This window comes from Aeromonas sp. QDB62 (assembly GCF_027705695.1).
Lineage (GTDB): Bacteria > Pseudomonadota > Gammaproteobacteria > Enterobacterales > Aeromonadaceae > Aeromonas > Aeromonas allosaccharophila.
In genome coordinates, this window is the sequence record NZ_JAPDCD010000001.1 from 22543 (window position 1) to 44388 (window position 21846).

Sequence of the window (21846 nt, forward strand, 5' to 3'; positions counted from 1 at the left end):
ATGCTCAAATATTTCATTTTTATTACAAATAAAAGTTCCAAATGAGCAGTTACTCATCTGCCTCAAACCCTTGCCGGACAAGGGATAGAGAGTACCCCCTTAGTGGTATCTTGCCGCCATCAAGTTGCTATACGTCACATTTTCTTAGCAATGAGTGGGATCTTGTCCACATTTCCCATGGCAGGGGGATGGTGAATTTCGCGGGAAGGTTTATTTTCTCTCTCGTCCGATAACGAGCGCAAACGAGCATAACGTTTGCGCAAGACGCAAAAACAACAAGAAAACGTTTTCGGCCGCAACGGATAGACACAAAAATGAAAAACGGAACATTAAACCTCTATGGCCTCTACGGGTGGATATAAGGAATAAAGATATGAGCATACAAAGACCCAATACCCTGCTTGGCGAATGCATCGCCGAGTTTATCGGAACCGGCTTGCTGATATTTTTCGGCGTCGGCTGTGTCGCCGCTCTGGTGCTGGCAGGCGCCAACTTCGGACAATGGGAAATCTCCATTACCTGGGGTCTGGGCGTCGCGATCGCCATCTATGTGACCGGCGGTATTTCAGGTGCCCACCTGAACCCGGCTGTTACCCTGGCGCTGATGACCTTCTGCGGGTTCGACAAGCGCAAGGTAGTGCCCTACATCATCGCCCAGATGGCTGGTGCCTTCTGCTTCGCGGCCCTTGTCTACTTCCTTTATGGTAACCTTTTCACCCAGTGGGAAGTGACCCATAACGTGGTGCGCGGCAGCGTCGAGAGCCTCGGCACCGCCGGGATCTTCTCCACCTACCCGAACGCCCTGCTGACCAACATGCAAGCCTTCGCCGTCGAGCTGGTGATCACCGCCGTGCTGATGCTGGGCATCATGGCGCTGGGTGACAACAACAACGGCGCCCCCAAAGGTTTCGCGGCCGCCCTGCTGATCGGTATCCTGATCGCGGTGATCGGCGCCTCCCTTGGCCCGTTAACCGGTTTTGCCATGAACCCGGCCCGTGACTTTGGTCCGAAACTGTTCGCGTTCTTTGCTGGCTGGGGTGATGTCGCCCTGACCGGTGGTCGTGACAACCCCTACTTCTGGGTTCCGATCCTTGGCCCCATCGTTGGCGCCCAGCTTGGTACCGCTCTGTATGTCAAAGTGCTGGCTCCCTGCGTCCCGGGCAACCGTGTTGCCGCCGCCGAGCAAGCTACCCAAACCACCAAAGAAGAGGCTGCCGCGTAAGACGGCACCCAACGTAGAAAATAAACGTGGAGAACATCATGTCTGCAGAAAAGAAATATGTCGTCGCTCTGGACCAGGGTACCACCTCTTCCCGCGCCATCGTGTTTGATCAGGACGCCAACATAGTCGCGACCTCACAGCGCGAATTTACCCAGCACTACCCGAAAGCGGGCTGGGTAGAGCACGACCCGATGGAGATCTGGGCGACCCAATCCTCCGTCTTTACCGAAGTGCTGGCCAAGAGCGGCCTGCGCAGCGAAGAGATCGCCGCCATCGGTATCACCAACCAGCGTGAAACCACCGTCGTCTGGGAAAAAGCCACCGGCAAGCCCATCTACAACGCCATCGTCTGGCAGTGCCGCCGTACCGCCGCCATCTGTGAAGAGCTGAAAGCGCGCGGTCTGGAAGAGTACGTCCGTGACAATACCGGCCTGGTGCTGGATGCCTACTTCTCCGGTACCAAGGTGAAGTGGATCCTCGACAACGTGGAAGGTGCCCGCGAGAAGGCAATGAACGGCGAGCTGCTGTTTGGCACCATCGACACCTGGCTGGTCTGGAAGATGACCAATGGCGAAGTACACGTCACTGACCCGACCAACGCCTCCCGTACCATGCTCTACAACATCCGCGACCTGAAGTGGGACGAGAAGATGCTGGACGAGCTGGGCATCCCGATGTCAATGCTGCCGGAAGTGAAACCCTCTTCCGAAGTGTACGGCTACACCACCCGTGGCGGCGGCTCCCGCATCCCCATCGCCGGTATTGCCGGTGACCAGCAGTCTGCCCTGTTCGGTCAGCTCTGCTTTGAAAAAGGGATGGCCAAGAACACCTACGGCACCGGCTGCTTCATGCTGATGAACACCGGCACCGAACCAGTTCGCTCCAATAACGGCCTGCTGACCACCGTCGCCATCGGCCCGAAAGGGGAAGTGAACTACGCACTGGAAGGTGCGGTGTTTATGGGTGGCGCCACCATCCAGTGGCTGCGTGACGAGCTGAAGATCATTCACGATGCCCGCGATACCGACTACTTCGCCTCCAAGGTGGGTGATACCAACGGCGTCTATCTGGTACCGGCCTTCGTCGGTCTGGGCGCGCCCTACTGGGATCCGTATGCTCGCGGCACCATGGTCGGTCTGACCCGTGGCGCCAACCGCAACCACATCATCCGTGCCGCGCTGGAATCAATCGCCTATCAGAGCCGCGATGTGCTGGATGCGATGCAGCAGGACTCCGGCATCAAGCTGGCAGCGCTGAAAGTGGACGGCGGCGCCGTGGCCAACGACTTCCTGATGCAGTTCCAGGCTGACATGATGCACACCCCGGTGGTACGTCCGACTCGCATCGAGACCACCGCCATGGGCGCCGCCTTCCTGGCGGGTCTGGCCGTCGGCTTCTGGAAGAGCTCCGACGAGCTGGAAGACAAGTTCAGCGTGGACCGCGAGTTCATCCCGCAGATGGACAGAGAAGATCGCGCCAAACGTTATAGCGGCTGGCAGAAAGCGGTCGAGCGTTCACGCCGCTGGGCTGAAGAGGAGTGATCGGGCAACTGACCTCCCGTTGAGATAAAAACCAGAGAGGCCGACAGCAATGTCGGCCTCTTTTTTTACATTTCCGGCAGGCTGTTACATTGCCAGCTTGGCGCCGTCTGAATAATTCACACATGCTGCGCCAACGCCCTTGCCCAGCCACCCACCGCGCATCCGGGCCCACCGCATCAGAGTGAGTGGCTGCCCAGCTGTTCTTTAAGAAAATCGAGCCAGACCCGCAGCCGGATATCCCGCTGGGCATCGGAGTAGAAGACCGCATTGATGGGGCGCGAGGCGCCGCTGTTATTGCGCGCCAGCACCTCCACCAGCGCCCCGCTCTCCCGATCCTGCCCGGTCATAAAGTCCGACAGACAGACGATCCCCTGCCCTCGCAGCGCCAGCTGGCGCAGGGTCTCACCGCTGCTGGCACGCAGGCTGGGGGTGATGGCAAAGCGATCCCCCTGCTCGGCACTGAGCAGCGGCCAGTGGTTGAGGTGATCGGGATGCAAAAAGCCGAGCAGCTCGTGACCGCTCAGCAGATCCGCCGGTTGGCGCGGGGTGCCACGCTCGCTCAAATAGCCGGGGGAAGCGAGCAGGCGCAGCCGCGAACGACCCAGCGGCAGTGCGCGCAGGGAGGAGTCGGTCAGCTCGCCGATGCGGATGGCCATGTCCACCCGCCGCTCCATCAGATTGATAAAGCCCTCCGAGCTGTGCAACTGCAACTCGATGGCGGGGTAGCGGCGGCGAAACTCGCCGATGATCGGCACCAACCGGTGCAGGATAAACGGGGTGGCGGCATCGACCCGCAAGATCCCCTCCGGCTGCTCCCGGCGCATCAGCAGATGCCCCTCCGCCTCGCTCATCTCGGTCAGGATCTTCACCGCCCGCTGATAGAACCAGCTCCCCTCCTCGGTCAGGCTGACCCGGCGGGTGGTACGATTGAGCAGCATGGTGGCGAGCTTCTCCTCCAGCCGTTTGATGCCACGGCTCACCACCGAGTTGTCCATGCCAAGGTTCTCCGCCGCCTGGCGAAAACTGCCCGCCTCCACCACCGCCACAAACAGGGTCAGTTCATCAGAATGGGTCTTCATTGCTGTTATCCAGACAAGAGTAATGGGCCTTTATAGGCGTAGCCGCTGTGGGTTGGCAAGGGGCCGGTGGGCCAGATCTGTTTTTCTACAGAGAAAGAACGTGACCGCGAGCCCACACCATGCTTGCGATTTGTCAGTACAATGCAGCCTGAAAAGCACCGTATGGCACCAATTATTTCACAAGGATGAATACCATGACATTTGAAGAACGGCTGGCCGCCGCCCATCAGGAGCTGGCTAACAAAGGGGTATGGCATGCCAACTACAATCCCCCGCTGTGCAGACTGCTGCGCAGGTTCGGTTATCCCGTCAAACCGCCTCACTATGAGGGCTGGCTAACCAACGTTCTGGTATTCGGGGTAGGCATTGGTCTGGTATGGGGCATGGCGATGTGGTTTTTCAGTTGGCACCCCATGGGGATAGATCCGCTGTTTGCCCTGCGCCAAACAGCCCTGTTTGCGGGATTCTGCGGCCTGACCATGGCATCTTGGCTCTGGCTACGGCGCAAGCAGCTTAAACTGACCCCGTGGGAGCAACTTGCTGAACCCATCGATGCTGATGTTGAGGGAGAGGAATGGCATGAACGTCCATGAAAAACTGAACTATGTGGAGTTTGCAGCGCGAGATCTTTCCGCGACTAAAACCTTCTTTCAGGCCGTATTTGGCTGGCAGTTTGTCGATTACGGCCCCGACTACTGCGCCTTTGCCGATGAGGGGCTGGATGGCGGATTCTATCGTGCTGATCAGTGCAACCAGACCGCGCAGGGCGGAGCCCTACTGGTGTTCTACAGCGCCGATATTGAAGCGACTCAAGCCAAAGTGAGCCAACACGGTGGCACCATCAGTCGCCCACTATTCGACTTTCCCGGTGGCCGCCGTTTCCACTTCGTTGAGCCCAGCGGTAATGAGTTTGCAGTCTGGTCGGAGCCTTCCCGCGCCTGATGATGTAGGGCGGTACGCCCGCCCCTTTTCTCATTTTTTCCATGGCACTTGCGCCATGTATTTCTTGCTGCAGGATTGCTGCTCTCCCCCCAATACTGTTTTGCGACCAGCGCCCTGTTTCCAGCCAGTCACGGCAGGCATACTGACCCTTCGTTTTTGCCAAGGAGGTTCAGATGTCATCACCCGTGATTGTGATTGCCCAGCTTGAAGCCAAACCCGAATTCGCCGCCCAGTTTCACGCCGCCCTTGAGCCGCTGATTGCGGCCACCCAGCAAGAAGCGGGCTGCCAGCGCTATCAGCTGCATCAGGACTTGGACCATCCCCACAGCTGGATGCTCTACGAGGTATGGGAGAGCGAAGCGGCCCTCACCACCCATCAGGGCCAGCCCCACTTTACCGAATTTGTCGCCAAGGCCGAGCCCTGGTTTGCCGACAGCACCATTCGCCGCTATCAGCCGCTGGTCGCCTGACGGGCACTTGCGCCGCTCCCGATTAGCCCGTCAAGGGCCAACCACCACCCCATTGAGGAACGAGATGATCAATATGCCACCCATGGGTCTGGGCACCTTCCGCCTGAAGGGCGAGCCGCTGCTTGCCACCCTGACCAACGGTCTGGAGCTGGGCTATCGCCATATCGATACCGCCCAGATCTATGACAACGAAGCCGAGGTCGGCGCCGTGCTGGCCCGCAACACTGTTGCCCGTCACGAGATCTACCTGACCACCAAGGTGTGGACCAGCGAATTTGGCCCGGGCAAGCTGATCCCGAGCCTTGAGGTGAGCCTCGAAAAACTGGGCACCGACTATCTGGATCTGACGCTGATCCACTGGCCCTCCCCCAAGGATGAGGTGCCGATGGCGGTCTATCTGGAGCAATTGGCCGAGGCCAAGGCACAAGGCCTGACCAGGGAGATCGGGGTCTCCAACTTCACCGTGGCCCAGCTTAAAGAAGCCATCGATATTCTGGGGCCGGGGGCCATCGCCCACCAGCAGATCGAGGTTCATCCTCTGCTGCAAAACCACAAGGTGGTCGAGTTCTGCAAAGCCCACGGTATCGCCGTTACCGCCTATATGCCGCTGGCCTATGGCAAGGTGCTCACCGAGCCGCTGCTGATGGAGATTGGCAAGCGCCACGGGGTATCGGCGGCGCAGGTGTCGCTGGCCTGGCTACTGGCCCAGAAGATGGCGGTGATACCGAGCTCCACCAAGCGGGAGCATCAGGCCGCCAATCTGGCCGCCCTCGATATCACCTTGAGCAGCGAGGAGATGGCCGCCATCGCCACGCTGGATCGGGGCGAGCGCTGCGCCAATCCCGATTTTGCCCCCGCGTGGGACTGACGCGAAAGGCATGAGACTAACGCGAACGAAAGACAGGATCTGCTAGTAAGCCAGATAAAACAGGGAGAGCATCATGCTCTCCCTGTCTCTTTTCTTGCCTCACGCGTTGCTGCGCTTGCTGAACCTCCAGCCAACCTGTTGACGCCAGCTGCAGCCCCCGCAATCAGGGCGAGTTCTGGCAGAGGGCGGGATCGAACACCTGATTCCAGTCTGATTTCATATCGACCACCACCCAGCCCCGCGCTTTTGCCTGCGCCAGCCCGTCGATCAGCTTGCCGCTGGCTGGCGGATGGCTGTCGTAGGCGTATTCGCGCTTGGCATCGGTGTGGTGCACCAGCAGGCCAAAGGTGTGGTAATCCGGGTTGGTCGAGGTGTATTGCAGCATGGGCACATCGCCATCGCTGTTGCCAAAAGCCGCCACAGGGCGCTGTCCCATAAAGAGGTGGATAGCCGCCGGTTTCGCCTTGCCATCATCAAAGAAGGCGCCGTTCATGGTCTTGCGGATCTCGCTGCCCTCCCCGTTCAGGGCAAACTCGCCAAGGGTAAAAGAGCCAATCACCTGCTGGGGCGGGATGCCATACATCTGCTCGGACATCACCCGCATAAAGTCGACGCCGCCGCCAGAGACAATCCAGGTCTGGAAGCCATTGTCCCGCAGATACCCCAGCAGCTGCTTCATCGGCAGATAACCGAGCTGATCGTAGTGGCAGCCAAAACGGGGATCCTTGCTGCTGTTGACCCAGCGGCTGACCCGCTCGGCAAACTCGGTGGTGGTCATGCCGCTGTGGGTCAGCCCCACCAGCTTGGCGAGCCCCTTCTCCCCCGATTTGGCCACAGCCTTGAGGTCATTGTTCAGCACTGCCGCGACGATGGGGTCGGCCTTCCACTCCGGGTGTTCCGGTGCAAGGCGCTTGATCTCGTCCATCGCAAACTGCAGCTGATAGGTCATGGGCGCTTCCGGCCAGAGGGTGCCGTCATTGTCAAACACCACATGGCGCTTCTCGAGCGGAATAAAGGTGGGCAGCTGCTGATCGGTGGCATTGGTCACCCAGCGGGTGATCGCCTGCTTGGCCGCCGTGTCATTCCAGGCAGAGAGGGGGTCGCTCTGGCCAGCCTGTACCGCAAAGGCGCCGCACAGCAGCAAAAGAGAGGAGAGTCGGTTCAATGTCATCATGTTACCTGTCAGCTGGATGTTGCCTATCAATTGCCTGTAGATGAAAGCGCACGGCCATCACACCACCGGCGCACATGGATTCAACACACACGGGTTTAACAGGGACAACCCTATGGCGGCCAGCTTGTACTGGAGCTTAAGCAAGCTCAAAAAAGGAGCTGCGCTTATCCCGTTCTGCGAGGCAGATCACTGCGTTGCGCTCGTACAGCGGGCAACACAACGCCATCCCACTCATCGTCATTGCTGCTGATTTGGCAAAAGTAATTTGATGTCACCATCATTTTTGCCAACAAACTGTCTCGGCATACTGGCGCCATTCTCCCGTCGGGAGTCCCTAACCAAGGAGTTGTTATGCCACTGGCGTTATTTGCCCTTACCCTGAGTGCCTTTGCGATCGGCACCACTGAATTTGTGATTGTGGGGCTTATCCCCACCATCGCCGAGCAGCTCAATGTCTCGCTCCCCTCGGCGGGCCTGCTGGTCAGCCTCTACGCCCTTGGGGTAGCCATCGGCGCCCCTGTGCTCACGGCGCTCACCGGCAAGGTGCCGCGCAAGTGGCTGCTGGTAGGGCTGATGGCGCTCTTTACCGCTGGCAACCTGCTGGCCTGGCAGGCCCCCGGTTACGAGAGCCTGATTGTGGCCCGTATCCTCACTGGGTTGGCGCACGGGGTCTTCTTCTCGGTGGGCAGCACCATCGCCACGGGTCTTGTGGCCAAAGAGAAGGCGGCGAGCGCCATCGCCATCATGTTCAGCGGCCTTACCGTGGCGCTGGTAACCGGCGTACCGCTTGGCACCTGGATTGGTCAGGTCTTTGGCTGGCGGGAAACTTTTTTGGTAGTAAGCCTGCTCGGCCTCGTCGCCATGGTGGGTAGCCTGCTGCTGATCCCGGGCAACCTGCCCAAGGGGGCAGCTTCGACCATCCGCGAACAGCTCTCGGTACTGACCAAAAAGCCGCTGCTGCTGGTCTACGCCAAGACCGCCCTTGGTTATGGCGGCGCCTTCACGGCGTTTACCTTCCTCGCCCCCATCCTGCAGCAGGTGAGCGGCTTTAGCGCCGGTGCCGTGAGCCTGATCCTGCTGGTGTACGGGGTATCGGTCGCCATCGGCAATATCTGGGGCGGCAAGCTGGCCGACAAGATGGGCCCATTGCCGGCGCTGAAACTGCTGTTTGCCGGTCTGGCGCTGGTGCTGCTGGCCCTCACCTTCACCGCCCCCCATCCGGTGCTGGCCGTGCTCACCGTGTTGGTGTGGGGCGCCTTTGCCTTCGGCAACGTGCCGGGTCTGCAGGTGCTGGTAGTGAAGCAGGCCCAACTGCACACCCCCAAGGCGGTGGATGTGGCATCGGGCCTCAATATTGCCGCCTTCAACGTCGGCATTGCGCTCGGCTCCGTGGTCGGTGGCTTGGTGGTTGAGCACCTCGGTCTGATGCACACCCCCTGGATCGGCGCCCTTATCGTGCTGCTGGCCTACGGGCTAACCCATGTCAGCGAGCGCCGCGAAGCTCTCCGGCTCGCAGCCTGTCAGGCATAAGCTGTGCCAGCAGGCCGCTCCGCCTCTTCCTTCATCAAATAAAAACGAGCGGCTTATGCCGCTCGTCTCTTTTCACGCTCTGTTATTTTTGTTGGTTGTTATGCCGTGCGAGAAACCACTGCCCTCTTGTTCACCGCCTGCGTGAGCCAGTAGTCGAGGCTGACGTAGCGGCCACCACCGTAAACCAGCAGCACCAGCAGCATCACGAAGTAGGTGGCGGCAAACTCCATCCCGTTGTTGAGCATCACAGGATCCCCGAGCTCGGTGATGTAGTTGTAGCGACCGGGGAAGTTGGCGGCCAGCCACTCGATAAAGCCGTTGAGGCGCACAGTGGCCTCCATGCTGCCGGTGGCGATGGCGTCCCAGCCGTGCTTCCAGTGCACCATGGCGCTCGCCACGCTCATCAGGAAGATGGTGGGAATGGCCATGATGCGGGTAAAGAGGCCAAGGGCGATGCAGATGCAGCCCAGCACCTCGGTGCCCGCCGCCAGAAAGGCGAGCAGGGTCGGGAATGGCAGGTTGAGCCCCCCTTCCGAGACTGGCGCACCAAACCAGGCGACGGTGCCGGCAAAGCCCATCACCTTGGAGTGGGCGCCCACATAGATGACCGGAATGAGATAGAGGCGAATGGCCAGCAGGGCCAGAAAATCGAGCCGCTTGCACTGGGCTACCGCCCGCTCGTACCACTGGATCAGGGTGTTGTTCATGGGAATTCTCCTTGGTGTTTGCTAAATGAGGGCAAGGGCGCGCCGGACTGACACTCGCCAACAGGCTGCGTCAGCAGACCCAGCCGGTGAAAATGGCGCGCCCACTCGCTCAGATCAAAGTCGCGGCGAACCTGTTGTACCTGTTGCTGGAACGCGGCTTGGGTGATCCCCGGCTGCTGTTGCAGCAGCTGGATCAGCGCCACATCCCATTCGCGCAACCGCTGGGTCACCACCTGATGATCCGGGCTGCGAAACAGGCTATAGAAGTGGTTGCCCTGCCGGGTCGGCACCACGCCGCTGCGACGAATGGCAAAGGGGAGCTCCAGCAGTTGCAGGGTGGGATTGAGCACAAGTGAACTCTCCGCCGTCACCTCCTCCCCCGCTAAAACTTGCGGCACCACCCCTTGGTCAATCTCGACACAGAGGCAGGCCCACTCGTACTCCAGCAGCGCCAGCCGCTGCTTGGGCCAGTTGAGAGAGCCCTCGCCGTGGCGATACTGCACATAGCGGACAAACTCGGTGGCGATATGGTGAAACTCGGGGGCCTCGGCGCCGTGCGCGATAACAAAGCCCTCCACCAGCTGCCATCTGTCCACCGGCGCCCAGTGAGCGTGGGTGAGCGGAAAAGCGCTCTCCAGCACCGACTCCACATTGGCGCGCACGCTGCGGGCATAGTGGCTGGCGATGCCATCCTGCGGCAGCCGCACCCGGCTCGCCAGCCAGGCGGTCTGCTGCTGCATCCGCTGCGGCGCCGTTTTGGGCGCAGTGATAAGAGATAACTGTCTATCCATAGCGCACCTCCCGCACCTGACGGTCGATCGCCTCGCAACAGGTGCCGTGCACCCGCGCCAGCTCGGCCTCCAGCTCTGCCAGCGGTGGCAGATGGTGATCCCGCTCCAGCAGCAGGGGGCGCAGGCCGTGGGTCTGCACCGTATAACGGGCCAGCGCCACCACCTCCTCACAGACCGGACGACCATGGGTATCCAGCAAGGTGCCGTCCGCCTCTTGCAGATGACCGGCGATATGGAAATAGCGGATCGCATTGCCCGGCAGCCCGGCGATCATCCGCTTGGGGCAGTAACCGTGGTTGCGGCTATTCACAAAGACGTTGTTGATATCGAGCAGCAGCTCGCAGCCGCTGCGCGCCACCAGCTCGGCGAGAAAATCCTCCTCCGGCATTTCGTGGTCATAGCCGTGGTAGTAGGAGATATTTTCCAGCACCAGCGGGCGGGCCAGCGCCTCCTGCACCTGCGCGATCCGCTCTGCCAGATAGGGGATGTTCTCCCACTGGCGCGGCACCGGTAAGAGCTCGTAGAGATAACCCTGTTGGTCGCGGGAAAAGCTCAAATGCTCGCTATAGATCCCGATGCCGAACTCATCCAGAAAGGTGCGGATCTGGCTGAGCAGGGTGCGATTGAGGGGCTGGCAATCGCCGAGGGAGAGACTGAGGCCGTGGGCCACCAGCGGGTAACGCTCGGCCAGCTGATGCAGCTGCGCCCGCTTGGCGCCACCGATGGCCATCCAGTTCTCCGGCGCCAGCTCGAGAAAGTCGATGCCGGGGCGGACGGGGCCGGAGCAGAGCGCATCCATATGCTCCTGACGCAGCCCGATCCCCCGACTGCGGGAGCTTATTGGCCGCATACCCCCTCCGTCATCTTGCTGCCCTTTCTGGATCTGTCGCCATCAATCCCCTCTCCCGCCACGCCGCATTTGCCATCGCGGGCGCGCACCAGCCGCCCCTGCGGATCACTGTCGAGGGCTTGCTTTTCAAAGCGCTTCTCGGTGCCACACTTGCCCGCCGCGCACTTGCCGCCGTGCTGTTCGCTGGGGGCGGCTTTCACCGGCGCATCGCTCGGGGTGGCCGCCAGCGCCAGCCCCGGAGTCAGGGCAATCAGGCTGGTCATGGCGATGGAGAGGGTCAGTTTGCCGGTGGTTTTGTTGCTGCTTGAGTTACTCATGGGCGGACTCCTTGACGGATGAAACGGGATAGCTGGAGAGATCGCGGGCGGCCACGATCTGGCCGTGGAACTGCTGTTTGACGATGGCCATCGCCTCTTTCTTGTGATTGAGGCCAACCCCCATCCAGTGGTTGAGCACCAGCAGCTTGGGGTTCACCTCGGCGGCAATCTTGGCCACCACAGATGGCTTGGCATGAAGCGAGGCCGAAACCGAGTCGGCCCCTTCGTGGATGGCGAGCGGCATCACCAGAATGTCGGCGCCTCGGGCAAAATCGAGGAAGGCGGGGTTGGAACCATTCTGATCCGCCGAGATAACGATGCTCCCTTCGGCGCTCTGGATCCGGTAGGCCAGACAGGGCACGTCACCGTGGGGGATGCCGAGGGCAGTGATGGTCAGCCCATCCTGCTGATAAACGGTGTGGGGCTGCGTGCTCTGGTAGGGCACATCATGGAGGGTGATGGGGAAGAGGCCATCGGTGCCATCCTTGAAGCCGCTCAGGTAGGCATAAGCGCCCTTCTCTTTGTTGAAGAGGGCATCGAAGTAGCCGCTCATGCTGGGAAAGGCCGAACCCGCCTCGGGCCCCGCCAGATCCAGCGGATCGCTGCGCTCGAAGAAATAGGCCCCCTTGAGCAGGGCGGGCAGGTCGGTCACATGGTCGGTGTGGAAGTGGGTGATGCCGATAAAATCGACCTCTTCGAGCTTGGCCCCCGCCTGGCCGAAGCGCAGGTAGACGCCGCCACCGGCATCGATCAGGATGCGGGATTTTCCCTTCCACCAGATCACCTCGCTGGAGGAGGCACGCAGGTCGTCGGAGATAGGGCCACCACTGCCGAGCACCTGCAGGGTGAAAGTTTTATCCAGTGGCGTCAGTTGTACCGGTTCGGCACAGGCCGGGGCGACGGTGAGCGCGCAGCCGATGGCCAGCGCCACCGCTTTCAATCTCTGTTTCATCACAATTACCTGTCGGTTGGTTGTCGGTTGAAAGTGTGTCGTTTGTATCGTTTAAAGAGGGGGGAGAGGGGCCGATGGCGACGTGTGAACGCCAGCCACCGGCCGTAGCGGGGCGCGAGCCCCCGCCGTCAGTTGCCGTCCCGTTCGTCCGCCTGCCAGCGCGCTTCCAGCCAGAGCAGGTTGCACAGGCCCAGCAGCAGGGCGAATCCGAGGCCCAAAATCCAGGTGAAGTACCACATAGCAGATTCCTTGAGGTCAGTAGAGTTGATGGCTGTCGCGCTTGATGCGGGCACGGTCGAGCTTGCCGCGCACCACCCGATAGACCCAGCCGGTGTAGCCCAGGTTGATCGGCATCAGCACCAGCACGAGGCCGAACATGATGGCCAGGGTCCTGTAGCTGGAGGTGCTGTCCCACAGGGTCAGGCTGCTGACCGCATCGAGGGATGAGGGCAGCACGAAGGGGAACAGGGCGATGGCCACCGAGCAGAGCATGGCGGCGCAGGCAATGGCGCTGGCCAGCAGCGCAATCCGGCCCCGCTCCAGCCAGGAGGCAATCCCGCTCACCAGCGGCGCCAGCGCCCCGATGATCGGCACCAGCCACAGCAGCGGATAGTCAAAGTAGTTGCGCAGCCAGCCTCCGGCGTGGGGGATCACCCCCTTCATCAGCGGGCTGATGGCAGCATTCGGGTCAAAGGGTTGTGTGCCGACACCGGTCAGCTGAAACCCTTGCAGATCCACCAGATGCCAGCCGGCCAGCAGGTAGCAGAGGCTCACCAGCGGGGCCAGCAGGATGGCGATCCCCCGTGCGCGCAGCGCAGGGGTGCCGGTCACCTTGGCTTGCAGAAAACCGGCGCCGTGCAGCAGCAACAGGCTGATGGCAGTGGCCAGTACCGAGAGCAGCCAGCCCCAGTGGAAGTCGAAGGCGCCATAGTGCAGACGCAGCGCCGTGTCGAAGCGAAACGGCAGCCCCTCCATCACCAGACCGATAGCCACACCGAGGATCAGGGTCGGTATCAGGCCACCCGCCACCAGTGCCCGATCCCACCAGCGGCGCCACACCGGATCGGCCAGCTTGCTGCGATAGTCAAAGCCGACCGGACGCAAAAATAGCCCGAGCAGCAGCACCACCATGGGGATGTAAAGCCCCGAGAAGGCGGCGGCATAAACCAGCGGCCAGGCGGCGAACAGGGCACCGGCACCAGCGATCAGCCACACCTGATTGCCCTCCCACACCGGCCCTACGCTGTTGATCACCAGACGGCGGTCGTCGTCATCTTTCGACACCACCGGCAACAGCATGGCGATGCCGAGATCGAAGCCATCCATCACGATAAAACCGACCATCATGAAGAGCACCAGCGCCCACCAGATGAGTTTCAGGGTTGCGTAATCCATCAGGCGATCCTCGCAAGTTCGGGTTGTTCACCGCTGTAGCGGCCGGTATGGAGAATGGCGGGCCCCTTGCGGATCACATGGCGCAACAGGAACAGCTCCACCACCAGCAACAGGGTGTAGATGGAACAGATGGCGATGAGGCTGAACCAGAGTAGGCCCGGCTGAAGCAAAGAGACCGAGGCCGAGACCGGCAGCACATCGCTGATGGTCCAGGGTTGACGGCCAAGCTCGGCCACCAGCCAGCCCGCCTCGATGGCAATCCAGGGCAGCGGAATGCTCCAGAGCAGGGTCTTGAGCAGCCGTGGCGAGTCTTGCAGCCGGTTGCGGCAGAGCTGGACAAAGCTCACCACCATCAGCCCCAGCATGGTGACGCCAAGCCCCACCATCACCCGAAAGCCCCAGAAGAGCGGCGCCACCGGCGGGATGGAGTCATCGACCGCTTTGGCAATCTCCGCCTCACCAGCCTTGGCGATATTGCTGGCATAGGGGGTGAGCAGCATGCCGTAGCCGAGATCCTTGCCGTGCTGCTCGAAGCGGGCGCGGTTGGCCGGGGTGTCATCGCCCTGCCGGATCTGCTCGAGGGCCTCGGCCGCCACCATGCCGCTGCGAATGCGTGCCTCGTTCTGCACCTTGATATCCTTGAGGCCGGTCACCGCCTCGTCGATGGAGCGGGTGGCGATGATCCCCATCAGATACGGGATCTTGATGGCGGCGTGAGTGGTTTCCGCCTGCTGATCCGGGAAGCCGAACAGGGTAAATGACGCAGGCGCAGGCTCGGTCTCCCACTCCGCCTCGATGGCGGCGAGCTTGACCTTCTGCACCTCGCCGGTGCGATAGCCCGACTCATCCCCGAGCACAATGACCGAGAGGATGGCCGCCAGCCCGAAGCCGGAGGCGATGGCGAAGGAGCGCAGGGCAAACTGCACTTCCGTCTTGCGCAGCAGATACCAGCTGCTCACCCCCATCACGAACATGGAGGCCGCCACATAGCCCGCCGCGACGGTGTGAACGAACTTCACCTGCGCCACCGGGTTAAAGAGCACGGCGGCGATATCCACCAGCTCCATCCGCTGGGTCAGCAGGTTGAACTCGGCTCCCACCGGGTTTTGCATCCAGCCGTTGCCGATCAGGATCCAGAGCGCCGAGAGGTTGGAGCCGAGCGCCACCAGCATGGTCACCAGCAGGTGCTTGCCGCGAGAGAGCTTGTCCCAGCCGAAGAAGAAGAGCCCCACCAGGGTCGATTCGAGGAAGAAAGCCATCAGCCCCTCGATGGCCAGCGGAGTACCGAAGATGTCCCCCACATAGTGGGAGTAGTAAGCCCAGTTGGTGCCGAACTGGAACTCCATGGTGATCCCCGTGGTGACCCCCATGACGAAGTTGATGCCAAACAGTTTGCCCCAGAAGCGGGTGATGTCCTGATAGATCACCTTGCCGGTCATCACATAAGCCGACTCGGCGATCACCAGGATCCAGGACAGCCCCAGCGTGAGGGGCACAAACAGGAAGTGGAACAGGGCCGTGGCGCCAAATTGCAGGCGAGACAGGCTGACCACGTCATCCGGATTGATCATGCGTCACTCTCTTTTGTTGTATTTGCCTTGCACGTTTCGTGCGTGACAAGTACATCACGGAGCATGACACCTATAACAGATGCAGTTATATTGAATTACACCTATAACAGTTGATCCAGATCATGTCCCTTTACCAGCAGTTGGCCGACCGCCTGCAAAGCCAGATCGACGATGGCATCTGGCAACCGGGGGAGCGCATCCCCTCCATTCGCCAGAGCTGCAAGACCCACGGGCTCAGCCCCATGACGGTGTTGCAGGCCTATCAACTGCTGGAGAGTCAGGGGCGGATCCTCGCCCGCCCCCAGTCCGGCTACTACGTCAAAGCCGCTTCGCCGCAGGTCGTGCAGCACACGCCGAGCCAGACCCACTACAGCGGCTCGGTGGATATCAACGATCTGGTGTTCGAGGTGTTGCAAGCGAGCAAATCGCGGGATCTGGTGCCCCTTGGCATGTCGGTGGCCGACCCGACCCTGTTCCCCCATCCCCAGCTCGGGCGGGCACTGGCCAGCTGCATGCGCAAGCTCGATCCCTTCAGCACGGTGGCCGACCTTCCCCCCGGCAACGAAGCGCTGCGCCGCGCCATCGCTCAGCGTTACGCCAGCGACGGGGTGGCGGTCAATCCGCAGGAGATCATCATCACCACAGGCGCCATGGAGGCGCTCTCCCTCAGTCTGCAGGTGCTGACCGAGCCCGGTGACTGGGTGGTGGTGGAGTCCCCCACCTTCTATGGCGCCCTGCAGGCCATCGAGCGGCTGAAACTCAAGGCGGTGGAGATCCCGGTCATTCCGGGGGTGGGCATCGATCTGGCGCTATTGAAAGACGCCCTCACCCGCATACCGGTCAAGGCCTGCTGGTTGATGGGCAATGTGCAGCACCCGCTGGGCCACACCATGCCCGATGCGCACAAACAGGGGCTGATGGCACTGCTCAACGCCCACAAGGTGCCGCTGGTGGAGGATGACGTCTATGCGGAGGTCTACTTTGGCCGCGAGCGCCCCAAGCCGATCCGCCACTGGGATCAGCGTGGCGACAGCCTGCTCTGCAGCTCCTTTTCCAAATGTCTGGCGCCGGGCTTTCGGGTCGGCTGGGTGGTGGCAGGGCCCCATGCCGAGCGGGTGCAGCGGTTGCAGCTGATGTCCACCCTCTCCACCAATGTACCGAGCCAGCTGGCGCTGGCCGAGATGCTGCGCCAGGGCGGAGTCGATGCCCACTTTCGCCGCCTGCGCCACACTCTGGCCCAGCGCCAGCAGCAGATGCGGGCGGCCCTGCAACGGCTGTTGCCGGACGAGGTGCGGATCTCCTCCCCCGATGGCGGCTACTTCCTCTGGCTGGCGCTGCCTGCCCATTTCGACAGCCGCGCCCTGCACGCCAAGGCTCTGGGCAGCGGTTTTTCAGTGGCTCCCGGCGCCCTCTTTTCCAGTCAGGGACAACACAACCACTGCCTGCGCCTCAACAGCTCCCATCCCTGGAGCGAGCAGCTGGAGCAGGCCCTCACCCGGCTGGCCGCGCTGATTGCCGCACAACTCGGTGAAAAGTAACGTGGCAAAGAGCCGCTGGCGAAACGAACAAAGGCCCGTAACGGGCCTTTGTGGTTGGGGGGTGACGCGCCTTGGCTCGCCTCAGAAACTGATCATCTGGCCATGATCTGCGACTGCACTTTGAACCCCAGCGCCTCGTAGAGCGCTTGGGCGCGCTCGTTGAAGGCCATCACCTCAAGCCGGATTTGCTGGGCATCACGGACCTTGGCCCACTCATCGCAATGGGCGATCAGCGCCTTGCCAATCCCGCGGGAGCGGCGCTGCTCATCCACCACCACTGAGCCAATGCGGCAAATCGGTGCACGGGTGAGAAACGGCACGCTCTCATTGATATCGATCCGTGCCGTCAAAAAGCCCACCACCATGCCATCCTGCTCGGCAACACAGAACAGACGCCCTTCCGCGCCGATGGCGTCGAGCAAAAACCCCCGTTCCTCTGGCGAAGGGGGGCAGAACACCTCGGGATAGTGCTGATGGTGGATCTCTCCAATCTGCCGATTCAGCTCGACAATGGCGTCTATATCTAATGCGGTTGCCTTGCGTATCTCCAACGGTTGCTCCTTGCAAAAATGGTGGTCTCCGTGCGCCATCTTAGGGGCTGTGCCCCGCAATCCAAATAGGCTCATCCGCATCTTTTTACGGGCAGCAGAAACAACAACGCCCCTTGAACGGGGCGTTATCGGCAATCCATGGCGATGAGGGATATCAGGCGGGGGTGTTAAGTTGGGCCACCTGCCGCTCGATGCTGCCCTTGAGGTTGTCATCAAGTTTGAGGGCGCGCGCCAGCTCGTCGAGATAACCGCGCTCCATAAAGTGATCCACCTCGATGGCGAGCAGGGAGGCAAGATAGACCTCGGTGGCCAGCTCCATGTCGGTCACTTCCCGCGCCAGCGCGTGGGGGTCGAGGGGGCGGGCCAGCTCGGCGTCAATCCAGCGGGCGGCATCGCTCTGGCCCTGTTCGGTCAGATACTCCTGAATCTTCTGGCGCTCGGCACCGTCGATATGGCCATCGGCCCGGGCTGCCGCCACCATGGCGCGCACCAAGAGCGCCGAGCGGGCATCCAGCGCATTGCCTGCCAGAGTGCTGACAGGATGGGTCGGTTGGGCGGGCGCCGCCTGCTGGGCCTGCCAATCCTGATAGAGCTTGTAGGCCAGCCCGCCAAGGGCCGCAGCGCCGCCCACGGCTGCGGCCTTGCCACCATATTTGCGCATTTTTTTGTTGCCCAGCAGCAGACCCAGCGCGCCACCGGCCAGCGCCCCCTGCATCTGCCCCTTGCGCTTGTCGCCCCCGTCGTTGAGCCAGCCTTTGCCAGCCCCCAGCAACTGTTCCAGCATCTGTTTCATCGTGGCACCTCGCTATTGTTCGGCCCATGCTGGCGCCAGACTGATGAACCAACAGTGAATGGGCCCTCATTATTGCACCAGCCCCTGTGCATCCTGCCGCCATTCGCGGTATACCTGAAACAGGTCAACAAGGAGCATCTGGATGCGCACCATCACCCCATTAGTCGCCTTGCTGCTGTGTGGCACCGCCAGTGCGGCCAGCGAGCTGGATCGCTCAGCCCAGCAGGCCAAACTGGATGCCGCCTGCCAACAAGCGCAACAACAACTGGTCGAGCAGGGCAAACAACAGCGGATCGATGCCTGTATCAAGGAGGGCGGCAAGGCCGACAAGTGCCAGCAGGAGTTCGCCAGCTTTGGCCAGCGCGAGGGCAACAAGCGGCCCGATCTCAATAACCTGCCTCCCTGCCAACAGGCAGATGTCTATCGCAAAAGCTACCGTCAATGACGGTTAACCAAGGAGAGAGCATGACCCCACCCCGCGAACTGACCCTGCAATTTCTGGCCGAACCCTCCGACGTCAATTTCGGCGGCAAGGTTCATGGCGGCATGGTGATGAAGTGGATCGATCAGGCGGGCTATGCCTGCGCCGCGGGCTGGTGCGGCGGCTATGCGGTGACCGTCTATGTGGGGGGGATCCGCTTTTTGCGCCCCATCCAGATTGGCCAGCTGGTGGAGGTGCACGCCCAAGTGATCCATACCGGCACCACCAGCATGCATCTGGCGGTGGATGTCTACAGCCGCCACCCCACCGAGACCGAGCGCCACAAGACCACCCACTGCATCATCATCTTTGTGGCGATGGACGAGCAGGGCAAACCGACCCCGGTGCCCCAGTGGCAGCCGGTGAGCGAAAGCGATCTGCAGTTGCAGCAGTACGCCAAAAAGCTGATTGCCCTGCGCGAGGAGATCGACAAAGAGATGCGCCAGCACCTCTAACCTTGGTGATTCCCCTCCCCGATACAGCGGGCGCTTTCGGCCTAAGGCGGCGCCCCTGTATAATCCCCCTTCTTCCCGCAACCGGAAAACTGCCCATGTCACTGGAAACTGCCCCGCCCGAGGTGAAACTCGCGGTGGATCTCATCGAATTGCTGGAGACCAACCAGCTGGCCCCCGAGCTGGTGCTGGCGGCGCTGGCCATTGTGAAAAGTGACTACGAGAGCAAGCTGGCGGAGGGGAAGGATCTCTGATCCGATCCTGCCCTTTGTCTCGCTTCTCGTCGCTTTCTCTTCCCGCCCAAGCCTTTCCCCACGTCGTCACTCATTGCGGCCCCATCACCTCGTCGCAGAGGGCGATCAGGGCTGCACTCAGGCGGCTGAGCGGCTCGCCCCCATCCTTTGCCGCATGGAGCGCCAGCTCCACCGATGCCACCTTGGGCCACTGGGTCAGGGCCAGCTGATCGGCGGGCATCAGCCGTTTGGGCAACAAGCTCACGCCAATGCCTGCACTCACCGCCCCCTGCAAACTGGCGAGACTGGCGCTGACATAGGCAATACGCCAGCGCCGGCCAAGGCCATCGAGCGCCTCGGTCATCTGCCGCCGATAGAGCCCTTCGCTCGGGAACACCACCAGCGGCAGCGGATCCCGTTCCCGGGCGGGCCAGTCGCGGCTATCGACCCACACCAGCGGTTCGCGCCAGCTGGCGAGCGGCGAACCCTGCCCACGCGTCTGCTTGACCAGCGCCAGATCCAGCTCCCCCGCCGCAAAGCGCTGCCAGATCTCGTGGCTCAGGCCGCTTTGCACCTCCAACCGCACCTCGGGGTAGTCGCGGGCAAAGGCGGCCAGCACCGGGGTAATGGCCCCAGCGGCGAAATCCTCCGGCACCCCGAGGCTGAGCGCCACGCTCCCTTCCGTCACTTGTTCTTCGGCCTGTGCCAGCAGCGCCAGAATACGGCGGGCCAGCCCCAATAATTTTTCCCCCTCCGCCGTTGCGACCACCTGACGGCCAGCGCGATCCAGCAGCGGGCAGCCGAGCTGCTGCTCAAGACGGCGGATCTGCTGGCTGATGGTGGATTGAGTCAGATGGACCCGTTCACCGGCACGGGTAAAGCTGCCGGTGTCGATAATGGCGACAAAACTGCGCAGTAACAGGGGATCCAGCATGGGGCACTCCATTTACAAAACCACTGACACCCATTTTATCATTTAATTTCCAAATGATGTTCGACCCCGCTAGGCTGGCGTTTTTGCCTCTTTTGACGGTGATCTGCCATGTTCAGCCCCGATGACTCCGTGTCCCGAATGCCCCCTGCCTCTCCCAGAACCGGAAACAGCACCCGATGAATCAACAAAATGCGGCTCAACCCGCAGGCCAGACCGCCCTGCTGGTGCTGGTGATCCTGATTGGCCTTAACCTGCGCCCCTTTCTCACCGCCATCGGCCCGCTGACGCAGGAGATTGGCCGCGCCCTGTCGCTCGGGATGGATACCCTGGCCTGGCTCACCCTGCTGCCACTGTGGCTGATCGGGATTGGCGTGCTGCTCACCCCGAGCCTGCGTCGGCGCGCCAGTGCGCGCCAACTACTGGGAGCGGCCCTGCTGTTGCTCGGTATTGGCAGCGCAATCCGCTTCGATGCACAGAGCGGCACCTTGCTGATCGCCAGTGCGGCGCTCTGTGGATTGGGGTCGGCGCTGGTACAGGGGGGGCTACCGGCGCTGATCAAGCAAGCGTTCGCCCACAAGGTGCCGCTGGTGATGGGGATCTTCTCCGCCTGCATGATGGGGGGCGGGGCGCTCGGGGCAAGCCTCACGCCACGGTTGGCAGCCAGCCTCGACTGGTCACGGGCACTGGCGCTCTGGAGCCTGCCGGTGCTGCTGGCCCTCGTCTGGCTAGGGTGGAAAGTGCGTCTACCACGGGCCGCAGCTGTCGCGATTCCCGACGGCGAGCAGCGGCTGATTGCCCTGCCCCGCAGCTGGTTGCTGATCGTCTGCTTTGGCATCATCAACAGCGGTTACGGCATAGTGGTGGCCTGGCTGGCCCCCGCCTACATGGCGCAAGGGTGGAGCGCCGCGCAGGCGGGCGAGCTGGTTGCCTGGCTGGCGCTGGCGCAGACCGCCAGCGGCCTTGGTCTGCCGTTGCTGGCGGCGCGCAATCTGGATCGGCGACCGTGGATGGGGCTTGCCATCGCCATGCAGCTGGCGGGATTTGGTGGTCTCTGGCTGGCGCCACAGGCGGCCCCCATGCTCTGGTGCATGCTGTGCGGCGCCGGTCTTGGCGGCAGCTTTTCGCTGATCATGGTGATTGCGCTCGATCACCTGCCCGACCCGCGCCGCGCCGGTACCCTGAGCGCCCTGATGCAGGGCTTCGGCTTTATGCTGGCCGCCACCGGCCCCTGGGTAGCGGCCCGCCTCTATCACCTGTTCGGTGACTTCGCGGCCGCCTGGCAGTGGCAACTGGGGGGCCTCCTGCTGATGAGCCTGCTGGTACTGCGCCTAGACCCGCGCCACTACCCTCGCGTAATGAAGTTACCTACCACCAGCGAGCCAACCCTTTCTGCTCCCCTCCCGGCCAGCTCTGCGGCCCAAAGCAACACACCGGCCTGAGGCCGGTGTGTTGGGG

Annotated in this window: 25 protein-coding genes; 12 read left to right on the forward strand and 13 right to left on the reverse strand. The window is 61.9% G+C overall.

Annotation, left to right across the window (positions count from 1 at the left end; all coding sequences use genetic code 11):
• Positions 1-373 precede the first annotated feature (373 nt).
• Together OKC27_RS00120 and glpK are read left to right on the forward strand one after the other, a co-directional pair.
• Entirely contained in the window at positions 374-1222 is an 849-nt protein-coding gene (locus OKC27_RS00120; RefSeq protein WP_042057673.1) for an MIP/aquaporin family protein, read from the forward strand.
• Between the two features lie 38 nt (positions 1223-1260).
• Complete coding sequence (gene glpK / locus OKC27_RS00125; protein WP_042057675.1) at positions 1261-2763, forward strand: glycerol kinase GlpK; 1503 nt, start codon at positions 1261-1263, stop codon at positions 2761-2763.
• 176 nt (positions 2764-2939) lie between these two features.
• On the opposite strand, the gene OKC27_RS00130 is transcribed toward glpK, so the two are convergent.
• Positions 2940-3842, reverse strand: coding sequence for a LysR substrate-binding domain-containing protein (locus OKC27_RS00130; protein ID WP_270805744.1), 903 nt, complete (start codon positions 3840-3842; stop codon positions 2940-2942).
• A gap of 194 nt (positions 3843-4036) precedes the next feature.
• Between OKC27_RS00130 and OKC27_RS00135 the strand changes: the two genes are divergently transcribed.
• From OKC27_RS00135 to dkgB, 4 genes are all read left to right on the forward strand, one after another.
• A complete protein-coding gene (locus OKC27_RS00135) occupies positions 4037-4435 on the forward strand; it encodes a DUF6404 family protein (protein WP_213393081.1) in 399 nt (132 codons plus the stop codon).
• Complete coding sequence (locus OKC27_RS00140; RefSeq protein WP_270805745.1) at positions 4422-4784, forward strand: VOC family protein; 363 nt, start codon at positions 4422-4424, stop codon at positions 4782-4784. The genes OKC27_RS00135 and OKC27_RS00140 overlap by 14 nt, the downstream gene beginning before the upstream one ends.
• A 173-nt stretch (positions 4785-4957) precedes the next feature.
• On the forward strand, positions 4958-5254 hold the full coding sequence (locus OKC27_RS00145) for a putative quinol monooxygenase (protein ID WP_270805746.1): 297 nt from the start codon (positions 4958-4960) through the stop codon (positions 5252-5254).
• A gap of 64 nt (positions 5255-5318) precedes the next feature.
• A complete protein-coding gene (dkgB, locus tag OKC27_RS00150; protein ID WP_270805747.1) occupies positions 5319-6122 on the forward strand; it encodes a 2,5-didehydrogluconate reductase DkgB in 804 nt (267 codons plus the stop codon).
• A gap of 163 nt (positions 6123-6285) precedes the next feature.
• Here dkgB and OKC27_RS00155 read toward each other — a convergent pair whose 3' ends face one another.
• Positions 6286-7293 (reverse strand): HAD family hydrolase, encoded by a 1008-nt coding sequence (locus OKC27_RS00155; RefSeq protein WP_270805748.1) that lies wholly within the window; start codon positions 7291-7293, stop codon positions 6286-6288.
• A gap of 354 nt (positions 7294-7647) precedes the next feature.
• Between OKC27_RS00155 and OKC27_RS00160 the strand changes: the two genes are divergently transcribed.
• A complete protein-coding gene (locus tag OKC27_RS00160) occupies positions 7648-8826 on the forward strand; it encodes an MFS transporter (protein ID WP_270805749.1) in 1179 nt (392 codons plus the stop codon).
• A gap of 98 nt (positions 8827-8924) precedes the next feature.
• Here OKC27_RS00160 and OKC27_RS00165 read toward each other — a convergent pair whose 3' ends face one another.
• The 8 genes from OKC27_RS00165 to OKC27_RS00200 form a co-directional block, all read right to left on the reverse strand.
• Positions 8925-9533 carry an HvfX family Cu-binding RiPP maturation protein gene (locus OKC27_RS00165; RefSeq protein WP_270805750.1) on the reverse strand — a complete coding sequence of 203 codons (609 nt, stop codon included), beginning with the start codon at positions 9531-9533 and terminating at the stop codon, positions 8925-8927.
• A complete protein-coding gene (locus tag OKC27_RS00170; protein WP_270805751.1) occupies positions 9530-10324 on the reverse strand; it encodes an HvfC/BufC family peptide modification chaperone in 795 nt (264 codons plus the stop codon). The genes OKC27_RS00165 and OKC27_RS00170 overlap by 4 nt, the downstream gene beginning before the upstream one ends.
• Positions 10317-11174, reverse strand: coding sequence for a DUF692 domain-containing protein (locus tag OKC27_RS00175; protein WP_270805752.1), 858 nt, complete (start codon positions 11172-11174; stop codon positions 10317-10319). The genes OKC27_RS00170 and OKC27_RS00175 overlap by 8 nt, the downstream gene beginning before the upstream one ends.
• The gene (locus tag OKC27_RS00180) at positions 11162-11491 is read right to left on the reverse strand and encodes a hypothetical protein (protein ID WP_270805753.1); all 330 of its coding nucleotides are present in this window, start codon (positions 11489-11491) and stop codon (positions 11162-11164) included. Before OKC27_RS00180 ends, OKC27_RS00175 begins: the two co-directional genes overlap by 13 nt.
• On the reverse strand, positions 11484-12443 hold the full coding sequence (locus OKC27_RS00185) for an MBL fold metallo-hydrolase (protein ID WP_270805755.1): 960 nt from the start codon (positions 12441-12443) through the stop codon (positions 11484-11486). Before OKC27_RS00185 ends, OKC27_RS00180 begins: the two co-directional genes overlap by 8 nt.
• Positions 12444-12571: 128 nt before the next feature.
• Positions 12572-12682, reverse strand: a complete 111-nt coding sequence (gene cydX / locus OKC27_RS00190) for a cytochrome bd-I oxidase subunit CydX (RefSeq protein WP_005337572.1) — start codon at positions 12680-12682, stop codon at positions 12572-12574.
• A 16-nt stretch (positions 12683-12698) separates the two neighbouring features.
• Positions 12699-13838: a cytochrome d ubiquinol oxidase subunit II gene (cydB, locus tag OKC27_RS00195; protein ID WP_270805756.1), complete on the reverse strand. Its 1140-nt coding sequence runs from the start codon at positions 13836-13838 to the stop codon at positions 12699-12701.
• Entirely contained in the window at positions 13838-15409 is a 1572-nt protein-coding gene (locus OKC27_RS00200; RefSeq protein WP_270805757.1) for a cytochrome ubiquinol oxidase subunit I, read from the reverse strand. Before OKC27_RS00200 ends, cydB begins: the two co-directional genes overlap by 1 nt.
• Positions 15410-15531: 122 nt before the next feature.
• Here OKC27_RS00200 and OKC27_RS00205 point away from each other — a divergent pair, with 122 nt between their 5' ends.
• On the forward strand, positions 15532-16947 hold the full coding sequence (locus OKC27_RS00205; RefSeq protein WP_270805758.1) for an aminotransferase-like domain-containing protein: 1416 nt from the start codon (positions 15532-15534) through the stop codon (positions 16945-16947).
• Positions 16948-17039: 92 nt separating this feature from the next.
• On the opposite strand, the gene OKC27_RS00210 is transcribed toward OKC27_RS00205, so the two are convergent.
• Complete coding sequence (locus OKC27_RS00210) at positions 17040-17498, reverse strand: GNAT family N-acetyltransferase (protein ID WP_270805759.1); 459 nt, start codon at positions 17496-17498, stop codon at positions 17040-17042.
• A gap of 154 nt (positions 17499-17652) precedes the next feature.
• Positions 17653-18291, reverse strand: coding sequence for a tellurite resistance TerB family protein (locus tag OKC27_RS00215; protein WP_270805760.1), 639 nt, complete (start codon positions 18289-18291; stop codon positions 17653-17655).
• Positions 18292-18442: 151 nt separating this feature from the next.
• Here OKC27_RS00215 and OKC27_RS00220 point away from each other — a divergent pair, with 151 nt between their 5' ends.
• The 3 genes from OKC27_RS00220 (at position 18443) to rsmS (ending at position 19478) form a co-directional block, all read left to right on the forward strand.
• On the forward strand, positions 18443-18736 hold the full coding sequence (locus OKC27_RS00220) for a hypothetical protein (RefSeq protein ID WP_442866062.1): 294 nt from the start codon (positions 18443-18445) through the stop codon (positions 18734-18736).
• 20 nt (positions 18737-18756) lie between these two features.
• Entirely contained in the window at positions 18757-19227 is a 471-nt protein-coding gene (locus tag OKC27_RS00225) for an acyl-CoA thioesterase (RefSeq protein WP_270805763.1), read from the forward strand.
• Between the two features lie 95 nt (positions 19228-19322).
• A complete protein-coding gene (rsmS, locus tag OKC27_RS00230; protein WP_270805765.1) occupies positions 19323-19478 on the forward strand; it encodes a pleiotropic regulatory protein RsmS in 156 nt (51 codons plus the stop codon).
• 70 nt (positions 19479-19548) lie between these two features.
• On the opposite strand, the gene OKC27_RS00235 is transcribed toward rsmS, so the two are convergent.
• Positions 19549-20391, reverse strand: a complete 843-nt coding sequence (locus tag OKC27_RS00235; protein WP_270805766.1) for a LysR family transcriptional regulator — start codon at positions 20389-20391, stop codon at positions 19549-19551.
• Between the two features lie 176 nt (positions 20392-20567).
• On the opposite strand from OKC27_RS00235, the gene OKC27_RS00240 reads away from it, so the two are divergent.
• Entirely contained in the window at positions 20568-21830 is a 1263-nt protein-coding gene (locus OKC27_RS00240; protein WP_270805768.1) for a cyanate transporter, read from the forward strand.
• The last annotated feature ends 16 nt before the right edge of the window (positions 21831-21846 follow it).

Excerpts from the sequence above, each read along its gene's own strand:
- cydX (WP_005337572.1), bottom strand. The coding sequence starts at position 12,682 with ATGTGGTACTTCACCTGGATTTTGGGCCTCGGATTCGCCCTGCTGCTG.
- OKC27_RS00120 (WP_042057673.1), top strand. The coding sequence starts at position 374 with ATGAGCATACAAAGACCCAATACCCTGCTTGGCGAATGCATCGCCGAG.
- OKC27_RS00240 (WP_270805768.1), top strand. The coding sequence starts at position 20,568 with ATGAATCAACAAAATGCGGCTCAACCCGCAGGCCAGACCGCCCTGCTG.
- OKC27_RS00175 (WP_270805752.1), bottom strand. The coding sequence starts at position 11,174 with ATGCGGCCAATAAGCTCCCGCAGTCGGGGGATCGGGCTGCGTCAGGAG.
- glpK (WP_042057675.1), top strand. The coding sequence starts at position 1,261 with ATGTCTGCAGAAAAGAAATATGTCGTCGCTCTGGACCAGGGTACCACC.
- OKC27_RS00160 (WP_270805749.1), top strand. The coding sequence starts at position 7,648 with ATGCCACTGGCGTTATTTGCCCTTACCCTGAGTGCCTTTGCGATCGGC.
- dkgB (WP_270805747.1), top strand. The coding sequence starts at position 5,319 with ATGATCAATATGCCACCCATGGGTCTGGGCACCTTCCGCCTGAAGGGC.
- OKC27_RS00135 (WP_213393081.1), top strand. The coding sequence starts at position 4,037 with ATGACATTTGAAGAACGGCTGGCCGCCGCCCATCAGGAGCTGGCTAAC.
- OKC27_RS00225 (WP_270805763.1), top strand. The coding sequence starts at position 18,757 with ATGACCCCACCCCGCGAACTGACCCTGCAATTTCTGGCCGAACCCTCC.
- OKC27_RS00140 (WP_270805745.1), top strand. The coding sequence starts at position 4,422 with ATGAACGTCCATGAAAAACTGAACTATGTGGAGTTTGCAGCGCGAGAT.
- OKC27_RS00205 (WP_270805758.1), top strand. The coding sequence starts at position 15,532 with ATGTCCCTTTACCAGCAGTTGGCCGACCGCCTGCAAAGCCAGATCGAC.
- OKC27_RS00170 (WP_270805751.1), bottom strand. The coding sequence starts at position 10,324 with ATGGATAGACAGTTATCTCTTATCACTGCGCCCAAAACGGCGCCGCAG.
- OKC27_RS00165 (WP_270805750.1), bottom strand. The coding sequence starts at position 9,533 with ATGAACAACACCCTGATCCAGTGGTACGAGCGGGCGGTAGCCCAGTGC.
- OKC27_RS00215 (WP_270805760.1), bottom strand. The coding sequence starts at position 18,291 with ATGAAACAGATGCTGGAACAGTTGCTGGGGGCTGGCAAAGGCTGGCTC.
- OKC27_RS00180 (WP_270805753.1), bottom strand. The coding sequence starts at position 11,491 with ATGAGTAACTCAAGCAGCAACAAAACCACCGGCAAACTGACCCTCTCC.
- rsmS (WP_270805765.1), top strand. The coding sequence starts at position 19,323 with ATGTCACTGGAAACTGCCCCGCCCGAGGTGAAACTCGCGGTGGATCTC.
- OKC27_RS00145 (WP_270805746.1), top strand. The coding sequence starts at position 4,958 with ATGTCATCACCCGTGATTGTGATTGCCCAGCTTGAAGCCAAACCCGAA.
- OKC27_RS00155 (WP_270805748.1), bottom strand. The coding sequence starts at position 7,293 with ATGACATTGAACCGACTCTCCTCTCTTTTGCTGCTGTGCGGCGCCTTT.
- OKC27_RS00185 (WP_270805755.1), bottom strand. The coding sequence starts at position 12,443 with ATGAAACAGAGATTGAAAGCGGTGGCGCTGGCCATCGGCTGCGCGCTC.
- OKC27_RS00235 (WP_270805766.1), bottom strand. The coding sequence starts at position 20,391 with ATGCTGGATCCCCTGTTACTGCGCAGTTTTGTCGCCATTATCGACACC.
- OKC27_RS00130 (WP_270805744.1), bottom strand. The coding sequence starts at position 3,842 with ATGAAGACCCATTCTGATGAACTGACCCTGTTTGTGGCGGTGGTGGAG.
- OKC27_RS00200 (WP_270805757.1), bottom strand. The coding sequence starts at position 15,409 with ATGATCAATCCGGATGACGTGGTCAGCCTGTCTCGCCTGCAATTTGGC.
- cydB (WP_270805756.1), bottom strand. The coding sequence starts at position 13,838 with ATGGATTACGCAACCCTGAAACTCATCTGGTGGGCGCTGGTGCTCTTC.